The sequence below is a fragment of the Chryseobacterium caseinilyticum genome, assembly GCF_014837145.1.
GTDB classification, from domain to species: Bacteria; Bacteroidota; Bacteroidia; order Flavobacteriales; family Weeksellaceae; genus Chryseobacterium; species Chryseobacterium caseinilyticum.
The window spans coordinates 916,094-929,815 of sequence record NZ_JACYFS010000001.1; the positions used below are offsets into that span (position 1 = coordinate 916,094).

6 protein-coding genes are annotated in these 13,722 nt (G+C 37.2%); 3 read left to right on the forward strand and 3 right to left on the reverse strand.

Going from position 1 to position 13,722, the window contains the following annotated elements; translation table 11 throughout:
• Window positions 1-106 precede the first annotated feature (106 nt).
• Window positions 107-2,893: an excinuclease ABC subunit UvrA gene (uvrA, locus tag IC610_RS04435; protein ID WP_191735415.1), complete on the forward strand. Its 2,787-nt coding sequence runs from the start codon at window positions 107-109 to the stop codon at window positions 2,891-2,893.
• Between the two features lie 696 nt (window positions 2,894-3,589).
• Here the strand turns inward: uvrA and IC610_RS20120 are convergent.
• Window positions 3,590-3,724 carry a hypothetical protein gene (locus IC610_RS20120; RefSeq protein WP_262891676.1) on the reverse strand — a complete coding sequence of 45 codons (135 nt, stop codon included), beginning with the start codon at window positions 3,722-3,724 and terminating at the stop codon, window positions 3,590-3,592.
• A 303-nt stretch (window positions 3,725-4,027) separates the two neighbouring features.
• Entirely contained in the window at window positions 4,028-7,333 is a 3,306-nt protein-coding gene (gene ccsA / locus IC610_RS04440) for a cytochrome c biogenesis protein (RefSeq protein ID WP_191735416.1), read from the reverse strand.
• Between the two features lie 249 nt (window positions 7,334-7,582).
• Here ccsA and IC610_RS04445 point away from each other — a divergent pair, with 249 nt between their 5' ends.
• Window positions 7,583-10,102 carry an FtsK/SpoIIIE family DNA translocase gene (locus tag IC610_RS04445; protein WP_191735417.1) on the forward strand — a complete coding sequence of 840 codons (2,520 nt, stop codon included), beginning with the start codon at window positions 7,583-7,585 and terminating at the stop codon, window positions 10,100-10,102.
• A gap of 211 nt (window positions 10,103-10,313) precedes the next feature.
• Window positions 10,314-10,961 (forward strand): LolA family protein, encoded by a 648-nt coding sequence (locus IC610_RS04450; protein WP_191735418.1) that lies wholly within the window; start codon window positions 10,314-10,316, stop codon window positions 10,959-10,961.
• Window positions 10,962-11,071: 110 nt separating this feature from the next.
• On the opposite strand, the gene IC610_RS04455 is transcribed toward IC610_RS04450, so the two are convergent.
• Window positions 11,072-13,633 (reverse strand): M4 family metallopeptidase, encoded by a 2,562-nt coding sequence (locus IC610_RS04455; protein WP_191735419.1) that lies wholly within the window; start codon window positions 13,631-13,633, stop codon window positions 11,072-11,074.
• Window positions 13,634-13,722 lie beyond the last annotated feature (89 nt).

Below are 13,722 nucleotides of genomic sequence, written 5' to 3' on the forward strand. Positions count from 1 at the left end.
TAAAGAAATTTTTGCGAACAGTATTTTGGGGAACCAAAGGTTTTATTACAAAATCTTTTAAATTTACTACTCAGAATTTCGTATTTTTGTCGGTCACAATTTTACTATGGCTACAACTCCGGATATCGATATAAAAAAACAACTTTTCGTAAAAAATGCACACCTTAACAATCTGAAGCACATTGACGTTCTTATTCCTAAAAATAAGCTCATCGTAATTACAGGCGTTTCGGGAAGCGGAAAATCTTCACTTGCTTTCGACACTATCTATGCCGAAGGACAGCGCAGGTATGTGGAAAGTCTCAGTTCTTACGCAAGACAGTTTTTGGGTAAACTTGAAAAACCGAAAATCGATGATATCAAAGGTCTCGCACCTTCCATCGCTATTCAGCAGAAAGTAATTTCGTCTAATCCAAGGTCTACGGTAGGAACTTCCACTGAGATTTACGATTATATGAAGCTTCTTTTTGCCAGAATCGGAAGAACTTTTTCTCCGGTTTCAGGGGAAGAGGTGAAAAAAGATTCGGTTTCCGACGTGATCGATTATATAAAATCGGCTAAAAAAGATACTGCATTTTTACTGACGGCTCCTTTGGATTTTGATGCTGAAAATTTTAAAGAAACTTTAAATGTTTTAAAATTAGCAGGATTCACAAGACTTGAGATCAACGGAAATGTTGCCGGAATTGAGGATTTGGAAAGTTTTGGATTCACTCCTGAAAAAGGAATGGTCATCAATCTTGTGATCGACCGTTTTTCGTATGAGGAGGATGAAAGTTTTCTTCAGCGATTGGCAGATTCCATTCAGATGGCATTTTATGAAGGTCGGGGATATTGTGCCCTGAAAAATACGGAGTCCGGAAAAGTAAAAGAATTTTCAAATAAATTTGAGCTCGACGGGATTGAATTTGTTGAGCCCAATGTTCATTTCTTCAGTTTCAATAATCCTTTCGGAGCCTGCCCAACCTGCGAAGGTTACGGAAAAGTGATTGGCATTGATGAAGATCTGGTGATTCCAAACAAAGCTTTATCGCTTTTCGAAGATGCTGTAGCGTCGTGGAAAGGAGAAACCATGAGCGAATGGAAAAAAGATTTCATTAAAAAAGCCGGCGACTTCCCTATTCATAAGCCTTACCATCAGTTAACGAAAGAACAGAAAAACTTCCTCTGGAAAGGTGATGGAAAAAGTACTTTCCCTTCCTTAAATAATTTCTTCAAAATGTTGGAGGAAAATCTGTATAAAATTCAGTACAGAGTGATGCTTTCCCGTTACCGTGGCAAAACGCTTTGTCCGACCTGTGAAGGATTGCGTCTGAGAGAAGAAACAACCTGGGTGAAAATCGACGGACACAACATTCAGTCGATGATTGAGCTTCCTCTGGATGAACTTTTCCCATTAATTGAAGGCTTAAAATTATCTGATCACGACAGAGAAGTTGCGAAAAGACTTTTATATGAAATCACGACCAGAATTGCTTTTTTGCTGAAGGTCGGTTTAGGATATTTAACTTTAAACAGAACATCCAACACACTTTCCGGAGGTGAAAGCCAGAGAATTAATTTGGCTACAAGTTTAGGAAGTTCTTTGGTTGGATCAATTTATATTTTAGATGAACCATCCATCGGACTTCACTCCAGAGATACAGAAAATTTAATTGGCGTTCTGAAAAATCTGCGTGATTTAGGAAATACCGTAATCGTTGTAGAACATGATGAGGATGTAATGAAAGCGGCAGACTACATTATCGACATCGGTCCTGAAGCAGGATATTTGGGTGGTGAACTGGTTTTTGCAGGCGATTATAAAGAACTGAAAGATGCCGACACTTTAACTTCAAAATATCTTACCGGAAGACTTGAAATTGAAGTTCCGAAGAAACGAAGAAAAGCGAAAGAATTTATTCATATCAAAGGTGCCAGACAGAATAATCTTAAAAATATTGATGTAGACATTCCTCTTGAAAATCTTGTGGTGATCACGGGAGTTTCGGGAAGCGGAAAATCTACTTTAATGAAAGAAATTCTGACCACCGAAGTTCAGATCCAGCTGGGAATGGGTGGAAAAAAGGGAGACTACGATTCCGTGGAATTTCCTTTGAAAATGATCAAGAATATTGAACTGATTGACCAAAATCCTATCGGGAAATCTTCAAGATCTAATCCTGTAACTTACCTAAAAGCTTACGATGACATCAGAGATCTTTTTGCCAAGCAGAAAATGTCTAAAATGATGGGTTACAAGCCAAAACATTTCTCTTTCAATGTAGATGGAGGAAGATGTGACGAATGTAAAGGAGAAGGTGTAATCAATGTTTCAATGCAGTTTATGGCTGACATTGAACTGGAATGTGAAACCTGCAAAGGAACCCGTTTCAAAAACGAAATTCTTGAGGTGAAATTTGATGAAAAAAACATTTCAGACATCCTTCACATGACCGTTGATGAATCGCTGGAATTTTTTAAAGAAAATAAAGAAGACAAAATCGTTACGAAACTCACGCCGCTTCAGGAAGTTGGTTTGGGGTATCTTCAGCTTGGGCAGAGCTCTTCTACCCTTTCCGGTGGTGAGGCTCAGAGAGTAAAACTCGCTTCTTTCCTTGTGAAAGGTGTCACCAATGACAAAACTCTGTTTATTTTTGACGAACCTTCTACCGGACTGCATTTTCATGATATTCAAAAATTACTGAAGTCACTGCAGGCATTGATTGATTTAGGACATTCTGTGATTGTCATTGAGCATCAGCCTGACATTATTAAATGTGCCGATTTCATCGTAGACATCGGCCCTGATGCAGGAAAACACGGTGGTGAAGTGGTTTTCACGGGAACTCCGGAGGATTTAGCTAAAAATAAAAAGTCACATACGGCGAAGTATGTGGCGGAGAAATTGTGAGAATTTGTTCTTTAAAAAATCGCAAGATCGCTCTTATTGGAATCTCATTTACAGAAAGCTTCGTTATTACTATGATACAGCGTTCTTTTTGATTTTTTGAAGTTATCCACAAAAAAATGTGGATAACCTGTGAATTTTAACATTTAATTTACATTGCATATTATTTTATTTCCTAAATTTACTTTGTAATAAAAATGAAATGAAAACTTTTTTTGCTTTTCCATTTTCAGAAATTGCAATTAAATTTGATATAAAAATTTAAGCACAGCATCGTCGGCTGTGCTTTTTTGTTGTTGTCTAACTAAAAAAATGAGATGTATTTATCTACTGAATCCGCTTCTAAAGAGCGGATTCTTTCTTTGCCTTATCTTTTTCTTTATTGGGTTGAAGTGATATTTCTTTTGAAAACCAGATTCCGCCAATTACGTTTTGTTCAAGATAAACCCACACACTTATGTATTTTAATTCGCTTTTCTTTTCGGTACTGATATCAAAGACAAACATCTCTACGGGATCTGCGTTTTTAAAATAATCGTGACTGTATGCCGAATTGAAAGATTTAATCTGGATTTTACCATTACTGCCTAAAAGTTCTTCGCACGATTTTCCACGATCCTCAAACAGTTTCTTTTCCAGATTTCTACTTAAAATGAAATTCTCAAATTTGGAGTAATCCTGATTTTCACATTTTGAAAGCTAGCTACCGGCAAAGGTTTTTGCACTGTTTAATCTTTCCTTGTCGACTTTTGAAGCTTTACTTTTAGAATACATTTTCTGCGAAAATGCAGTTACGGAAAGCAACATGCAAAATGCTGTAATTAGTTTTTTCATCTGTGTTTATTTTATGTAAAAATAAAATTTAAGTTGAATATATCAAACACTTAAGAATAATTTCCAACAAAAAAACCGATAAAAAATTACCGGTTCCTGAAAAATGAAAAATTAATATGGATATGAACAATTCGGAAACAGAGTAATTAAATTCAAAATAAATCTAATCTCATCACCCGCTCCCGTTTGACACGGCAAATATAATAACTATTTAGACTAAATAAAAATTAAATAAGTGATTTTAATCAATAAAAAAATCCTGAAGCAAAACTTCAGGATCTTAAAAACACATTTTCAAACTTTCTATTTTTTGGTCAGTGCCTTAAATTTTATGTATGATGCTACTGAAAGCACAACCATTGTAGTAAAACCAATGTACACCCATGCCGGAATTGGAACAGGATCTCCTGCTGCGTAAGAGTGAAGTCCTGCAAGGTAATAGTTTACACCAACGTAAGTCATCAGCATCGAACAGAAAGCAAACATTGTTGCCACGTGAATCGCCCAACGGCTTCTCAGTCCAGGTACCAGTCTCATGTGCAAAACAAATGCGTAAACGATAACCGAAATAAATGCCCATGTTTCTTTTGGATCCCAGCTCCAGTATCTTCCCCACGATTCATTTGCCCAGATTCCTCCAAGGAACATCCCAACCGTTAATGCAAACAGTCCGATTGTGGTTGACATTTCTGCTACAATCGCAAGTTCTTTTAATGTAGAATCATTGTGAAGTTTAAACATTCTTTTGTTTGAAATAATATAAAATACCAAAGATATTACCGCAATAATCATTGAAAGCGAGAAGAATCCATAACTTGAAATAATAATCGCAACGTGTACAATCAGCCAGTAAGATTTCAGAACAGGAACCAATGGCGTGATCTGAGGATCCAGAGATGACGCACCGTGCGCAAATCCCATCATAATTACTGCAACCATATATCCTGCTGCAGGAATCAGTGCATTGGAGTTATTTTTAGAAACTTTAATTCCGGTTTTATCAGTCTGATCACTGTTTCCGAATCCGAAATAGAAAAGTAATCCTGCAGAAATACCTACCCACGAGATAAAGATAATAGCCTCGTATCCGTTACTCCAAGGCGCGTGACCTGAGATGTACCATCTTCCTATTAATCCTAAAAAGTGAAGCAGATATCCGATAATTCCAATATAGATAAGGCCTCTGATAATTCTGTTTAAAATTTTATTAGGTTTAAATAACTCAACAAAACCAAGAAGTAACAGGATGCCTCCAATTAAAGTGTAGAAAATTAAAAGTTTAAAATTGATATCGGTTTTATTCATAAAAACCTCAAGGTCAACTTTATTTTGAGAAGGAACTACTGATTTACCCCACCTTTGCTGATAATCTGATAGCTTTTTCAATTCGGAATCTGCCTTTGTCCAGTCTCCGGTTTTTTGTGCCTGAAGCACTTCTGCAAAGTAAGGTCCCATCACCTGCTGAGATTCCGGATCCGGTTCCATTTTCTGGTTCAACCATGAATTCCATGTGTGATTCGGATCATTTTTCACAGGAACAATTCTCATAAACTGTCCGCTGAAGAAACCGTTAAAAATCTGTACTCTTTCGTTTATTTTAATGATCTGTTTGTCGTATTCAGATTGCTCCGAAGGTTTTTTACGGAATGCCGTATTGTATTCTGCATCTAAAATATAAGTAAGATTTCCGTTGGCGTCTGTAGGGAAAAGATTCATTAATGAAGTGTAACCTTCCTCATTTGCTTTTGTCAGTTTCAAAAGCTCCTTACCTCCTTTCGCATCCACTTTAATCATCGGAACCATTGTCCAGCTTGGTGTATCTGTATTAATGGAGATAAACCATTGCTCAGCTGTTAAAAATTTCCCGTCTGTTCCCTTGAATTTATCTCTCTGATAAAGTTTTCTCAAAACATCCAAAGCTTCGGTATTGATCGGAACGATTCTTCCCTCAAAATTCTGAACCAACAGATACCCAAATTTATCTGCGTGCTCCTTGCTGATTTTATTTTTAGAAATAATTTCGTCAGGCGAAATGTTTCTCATGCTCGTCAAAGTTGCTGCTGCAGAATTTTGTTTTGGCTGAGCCAGTTCCGGAGCCACTTCGTGCGTATGACCATCACCTTCCACATGTACATGCTCTTTGCTTCCATCTGTTCCGTGCATGTCAATTTTTTGAGCATTTAAACCTAAGCTTAAAAGAATCAAAAGAAGCAGTGTCGCTTTTTTCTTGCTGATTTCTTTCAGCATTTTATTAAGCTTCCAGAAATGTGTTCCTTTCCAGAAAAACATTACAAACATCCCACCGAATAAAAATGCATAACCGATATATGAAATTAAAGTTCCCCAGAAATCGTGGTTTACAGAAAGTAAAGTTCCCATTCTGTCCGGCGTATAACTTGCCTGAAAGAAACGGTAACCTTTATAATTTAAAACATTGTTCATATAGATTTTATAAGGAGTCTCTTTGCCTTCATCAATGATTTTCACATGACTTTCGTAGGCACTGGGAGACGAACTTCCAGGGTAAGTTTCCATTACGAAATCATCAAGTTTAATATTAAATGGTGTTGTATATTTTTTTGGTCCGAAACCAAGCATAATGTTTAAACCGTCCATGGTTACCTGCTTGTAAGCATCAGGATTTCCTCTTTCAACCGAAAGATCAACAAGCTGTTTTGTTTTTGGCCCCTGAATTTCAACAGTCAGCTGATCCGGAACATTCTGGTCTTTCTTTCTGTCGCCTTCCACGGAAATAAGGTTTCCTTTCTTCAGACCTTCAGGAACTACAAGTTTTAATTCGTTGATGGTATATAAGCTTCTCAAAACCAATGGCTGAAACTGATCTTTTACAGTACTTCCCGTTGCCTGAGTTGCCATCGTCATGTAAGCTGCATCAACAGGAGTTTTAATCATTAACTGTCCGCCATTGTTGGCAAATTCCACAGCGCCTTCAATTGCTCTTCCGAAAGAAACCAGAGTCCCGTTAACTGACTTTGTTTCTCCCTGTTTTAGATAGATATTCTGTCTTCCGGTACTGGCTGTAGAAACCAAATGAAGATATTCCGCACCCTGAGCATTAGGAACTAAACTGTCTTTTTTTCTCTGCACATATTCTTTGGCTACAACCTTGATTTTCTTATTGTGAAATTCGTAATTGGCTTCAAAATCTTTATGAAGTGGTGACATCAGATAAGGAATATCCTGATATGTAAGAATATCGCCTTTTTCTTCGATCTGAATTTTAAAGAAATGCTTGTCGGTAACAATTTCATTGGTCGTTTCTCCTTCACGGATGCTCATCTGACCTTCAAAACTGATGTATCTTGTAATTGCGCCACCAATAAAAATTAAAATAAATGAAAGGTGAAAAACCAAAACAGGCCACTTTTCTCTTTTCCACAGACGATACCTTGCAATGTTTCCACAAAAATTGATGATCAGCAAAACCATTACCATCTCAAACCATTTGGCTTCATAGATGAGTGCTTTGGCCGTTGGTGTTCCGTAATCATTTTCTAAAAAGGTGGCGTAGGCCATAGAGAAGGCATATACGAGTAAAAGTACTGCCATCGTTCGGGTAGAAATCAGTATGTCTGTTAACTTCTTCATTTTATTTTTTACTTGACATGCAAAAATAAGGATGATTAGACGAAAGGCAGATAAAAAAAACTGTTTTTTGTCAGTCAAAGCCTACGGGAAGCTTGTTTGGAATCATTCTTAATAATTAATTTTAATTCCTCATTATCAGTAAAAATAGAAGGACAGGAGACAGGAATTTAGATAAAAATCTACAAAATTGACTTGCCAAAAAGGAAAACTTTAAACTAAAAAAACATTAAATTTGCCCACATTGAAGCTATGGAAAAGAAAACACAAAAAACACAGCCCGTTGCGCAGGAGCAATCTAAAATATTATCCAAACCGAGAATCTTTTTTGGTTTGCTGTTCATCGTATTTGCAGGTATTCTTACAATATCATTTATTTCCTATTTAATCAATTGGAAATCAGATCAGAGCCAGGCAGGAGCACTGCTTGATAAAACCATAAAATCATCGAATATTTTCGGGAAAATGGGTCAGTGGCTTGGTAAAATTTTCATTTATGAAAGCATTGGTGTTGCGGCATTTATTGTGGCGTTTCTCTTTGTGGTTTTCGGTACAATGATCCTGAAAAAGAAGATCTTTAAACCATGGATGACTTTCGGACATTCCCTGTTTTTCATCTGCTGGCTTCCGATATTTTTTGGAGCGGTAACTAAAGGCCAAAGCGTACTTTGTGGTGTTTACGGATATCAGATTATGGATACAATGGTTTCAATGATTGGTTCCGTTGGTCTGTGGGTTGTTCTGTTTGTGAGCATTGCTTTATATTTTATACTTGAATTTAATTTAAGACCGAGCTCAATTAAAAATAAATTAGATTCTCTCAACGAAAACACAATCGGACGGGTAAAAGCGATGATGCCAAATTCAGACGAAGATTTTGAGGCAGATCAGGAACTTGCTGTTGAAGAAGAGATTCAGCCAGAACAGAAAATTACAGTTCAGGAAGTTGTTTCTACTCCTAAAAAGACGGAAATCATCCCTGAAGTTAAAATTGAGGAGCCTAAGCTCGATCCAATTGTTACGCCTAATCAAACTTCTTTCAATGAAGAAAAAGAAGTGAAAATAGACTTTTCAGCTCCTGTAAATCTTCCAGTGAATGCACCTGTTTCGCTTCCGAAAACGACTCCTCAGGATGCTTTTGATGTGAAAGTAAATTCTAATAATTCTGTTGACGATATTTCATTTAAAGTAGAAGTTGCTCCGGTGATCGACATTGTGGATGATGCAGACAGGCAGTCTCAGGATTTGGTTGACAAGCATGGTTTGTATGATCACAGACTTGATCTGGCTAAATTCCAGATGCCACCTTTAGATCTTCTGAAAGATTATGGGAACGAAGAAATTTCAATCAATAAAGAAGAACTTGAGGAAAATAAAAACAAAATTGTTGGACTTCTGAAAAACTTTAATGTCGGAATTGCCGAAATTAAAGCGACCATCGGGCCAACAGTAACTTTATACGAAATCGTTCCGGAAGCAGGAATCAGAGTAGCTTCCATTAAAAAACTGCAGGATGATATTGCTTTAAATCTTTCCGCTTTAGGAATCAGAATTATTGCGCCAATGCCGGGGAAAGGAACGATTGGAATTGAAGTTCCGAGAAAAAATCCTACCATGGTTTCAATGAGATCGGTAATTGCTTCGCAGAAATTTCAGAATACGGATATGGATCTGCCGGTGGTTTTCGGTAAAACGATTTCGAATGAAGTTTTCATGGCCGATTTATCTAAAATGCCCCACCTTCTGATGGCGGGAGCAACCGGACAGGGAAAATCTGTGGGTATCAACGCTATCCTGACTTCCCTACTCTACAAAAAACATCCGAGCGAACTGAAATTTGTGATGGTGGATCCTAAAAAAGTGGAACTATCTCTTTATTCAAAAATTGAAAGACATTATTTAGCCAAACTTCCGGATTCTGATGATGCGATTATTACAGACACTAACAAAGTAATCAATACGTTAAATTCACTTTGTATTGAAATGGATCAGCGTTATGATTTGCTTAAAAATGCTTTCTGTAAAAATTTAAAGGAATATAACAAAAAATTCAGCGAAAGAAAATTAAATCCTGAAAACGGTCACCGTTACCTGCCATACATCGTTTTGGTGGTGGATGAGTTTGCAGATTTAATTATGACCGCAGGTAAAGAAGTTGAGCTTCCGATCGCGAGATTGGCGCAGCTTGCAAGAGCCGTGGGAATTCACTTAATCGTGGCAACACAAAGACCTTCTGTGAACGTAATTACGGGTATGATTAAAGCCAACTTCCCTGCGAGAGCAGCTTTCAGAGTGATTTCAAGTGTGGATTCAAGAACGATTCTGGATTCTACCGGTGCAGATCAGCTGATTGGAAAAGGAGATATGCTTTATTTTAACGGAAACGAAATCTTAAGACTTCAGTGTGCTTTTGTTGACACGCCAGAGGTTGAAAGACTGGCAGAATATATCGGGGAGCAGAAAGGTTACGCTTCCGCATTTATGCTGCCTGAATTTGTTTCAGAAGACGGAGCAAGCAGCGTTGGAGCTTTTGATCCGAACGAAAAAGATGTTTTGTTTGAAGAGGCTGCCAGAATTATTGTTTCAACGCAGCAGGGTTCTACTTCAATGCTTCAGAGACAGTTGAAATTAGGATACAACAGAGCCGGAAGAATTATGGATCAGCTTGAGGCCAGCGGTTTGGTTGGTGGTTTCAACGGAGCTAAGGCAAGAGAAGTGCTCATCAGCGATCTCCATTCTTTGGAACAGTTTTTGGAAGACCTGCGGAATTAAAAAATCAAAAATTTCTTTAAACATTATTTTAAAATTTTAAATCATAAAAGACTTCTCAATGGTTGAGCTTTTTATTGAAACTATCTGAAAATATTCATTAAGCTTGACGGAAAATTTGAATTTAATATGAATAATAATTTGAGTTTTATAAATATTAAAATTTAACATAATACTTTAAATTTCGTCTAAAGAACAGAACAGAAATTAAAAAATGAAAAATCTATTATTAAAAATAACTGCAGCAGGTTTAATTATCATCAATGCAGGATTGGCTCAGGCTCAGAAAATCGATGCAAAATCGAAAAAAATACTGGATGACGTAACCGCCAATTACAATTCAAAGAAAAATTCTTATTTTAAATTTTCTTTCGGCAGCGGAATGAACGGAAAAGTAAGCAAAACTGAAACTGGAATCTATTATCTGGCCGGAGATAAATACAAACTGAAAATCATGGAGACGGAGCAGATTTTCGACGGAAACAAGATTTACAATATCAACACCGAAGATATGGAAGTTACCGTGGCAAAACCGAATGCCGGCAGCCAGATGTTTTCTCCGATCAATTACCTGTCGAGCTACAGAAATGATTATAATGTGACGTATAACGGCAAGAAAACAGTCAATGGGGTAAGTGCAGATTTTATCAAACTGACTCCGGTAAAATCAAACGGACTGAAACATGTGTACATTTACATTGATTCAGCAAAAAAACAGATGCTGAAACTTGAGCAGTACGGAAACAACAAAGACATCGCGGTAATTGCAATTCAGGAATATAAGGAAAACCAGCAACTCGATTCTCAGATGTTCAGTTTCGACAAAAACAAATACAAAACCTATCTGGTAACAGAATTATAAAACATAACACCCGCCGAGAGCGGGTGTTTTTTTATATCAACTTTGAATTTTAAGCACAGAAAATGCCTGCGAAATATCGCAGGCATTTTATATTTAGAGGCGGTTTAAAATTACTTTTTGATAATTTTAAAACTTTGAGTTTTATCTTTCGTTATCACTTTCAGAATGTAATTACCTTTTGTGATTTCCGTTAAATCCAATTTGTTTTCTGCAGATTTTTCAAGTGGATATATGTGTAACAGCTGTCCGGCAGTATTGTACAGTTCGGCATTTTTCACATCAACATTTCTGCTGTTGCTGATGGTGATGATTCCTGATGTAGGATTTGGATATACTGAAAGCCCCTTGAGTTTTTCAGTTTCCTGAACACTTAAAGTAGCAAAATTACAGTTGTAGACATAGATCTCGTCAATGTACCAGCCATCTACCCCACCGCATCCATCGGTTCCCAATTCAAATCTGAATTTGATATTTGATCCGGCAGTCACGCCAATATTGGTAAGATTGATAATACTTTGTCCCCATGTTCCTTCCAGTTCGCCTTGATCAATTCCTGTAAATGAGGGCTGACCACTCATTGGATTGTCATTTTGAACGGTTGCCAAAGTCGCGTTATACGCATTCATGGTAAAGGCGGTTCCAGGAACCGTTGTCCATGCGCCACCGTTCAGACTGTATTTGATATTTCCACCGTCATAATTCTTTTCTGTTGCAACATTATGGTTAAATGCCATTTCGTAATTTCCAGAAGTATAGTTGGGAAAAGTAATCAAAGGACTTTCTAAACGGATAATTCCGTTCTGTAAGTTTGTTGTACAGTTTCCGTTATTTGGATCTATTGCATAGATTGCTTTTCCTGCTCTGCCCCTAGGTAAAGAAGAATCAATCACCCAGTTTCTTGCTGTCCAGGTCGGGTTTGTACCAATATTTGTAACGACCCAACTTCCCATACCATTTTCCCATTTTTCCTGAAACAGTGGTGCGGAAGTAGCATTTGTACATAATTCCGGCGCTGATGTCGCTAAAACTTTGGTAAAATTACACTGTGTAGTTACAGAAGATCTAAGTTTAACTGCCAGCATTGCATTCTTTAAATTCTGAAGTTCTCCGATAGTAAAGATTTGTCCCGAAGGTCCTGCTGGTGTAGCTGTAGTAGAAAGACCCTGAAGATTAACACCAATCAAATCATTGAATGAGCTCTCCAAAGCGTCTGCAAAAGCGGCATAGTTGCTGGTAGATGTAAGATATACATTCTGAGTTCTCCACCATAAGTGAGCAGCTTTTGTAAATCCTATCGGAGTAATCGTATAACCACCGTAAGTACCACCGTCTACTAAAAGAGAATATAAACGGTTTCCGACACCGGAATTAATGTGTACACCTCCTGAATCAGTACTTGCGCAGTAATAATAACCCGAATCCAGCATATTTCCCGGATTACCATTACAATTTGGGTTCCACAAATCTCTCAATGGAGCAGGTATACCTGATGCGGTAACATCTTCGCCCATTTTCCAGCGCTGCGTTCCTGAGCACGTTGTAGTTGTACGGACTGCCAAATTTTCACCAGCATCCTGATAGTTGTTCAGCAAATCAATAGTTTCACCCCAAACATCAGAATAAGATTCATTAAGTGCTCCGGACTGATATGAATAGATTAAATCACTGGTATATTCGGTGTAAGCATGCCCCCACTCATGGGCTACCACATCATCCGCTGCAATATTGGTACAGTAATTAGCTGTTACTCCATTCCAGTTGGCATTTGGGCAGGAAATATTTGGGTTGTTATTAATGGTAATCATGCTGTGGTCAGCGCCGTCATAAGAAATATAGTTGAAAGCATTTTTAAAGAAATTGTAAACATGCTCAGAAGTGATTACTTCATTCTGTTGCCATATATCCAGCGTTCCAGGTAAAGCGTTTCCCTCCTGCCACTTTAGGTTGGCAGCATTAGTGTTGGTTTCATAAAGTTTTCTGTCAATTAAATTATGAATTCCCGTAAACTGTTCTACCAACTTTCCTGTATGAGCATCGATGAATACAAACTCACGCACATCATTTTTGTTGGTTACTTCAATTTCGTATGCTAAATATGTAGTGATAAACTCACCCTGGGCAAGACCTTTTGGAAAAAGTAAAAATCTCTGTCTCCCGATCTCGAGAGGTAAATCTTTGAAACCTAATTTTTGATCTTTTACAATTGACTTCGCTTTTTCTATAGCAACATCTTTTGTAATTTCTGCAATTGCAGTATCATTGATGTCTGGTATAATGTTTCCGTTGATTGAGGTGAGTTCTTCATTTTTATTAAAATGAAACTTTAAAAGCCCATCAAACACAGGAACACCTTTATAAACCTGAGCAAAAATCACATTCTTAAAACCATAGTTATCTGTAAATTCTTTTAGTAGAACCAAATCCTGTGAAGAATTTAAACTAAAAATCCCATAATTATCCTGAATGAAATTCTGAGCTTTCTCTACAGCATTTCTCCCTTTCAACTCAAGATTTTGAGAGTTGGCAAAAGAAATAAAACTTGGTGTAGAACTGCCTGTATTGTAAGAAATTGACGCTTTTGTATCGGCAGCGAAACGGGAAATATCGTTTGATTTTTGGGCAGTAGCCAAAATAGACGCAGCTGTAAATACAGTGCAGATCATTTTTTTCATGTATGTACCAGTTTAAGATTTAATTTGGCAAATATACAACACAAGTATGTTTATCAATGAAATATTTTAATAAAATTTTGATTTAATCT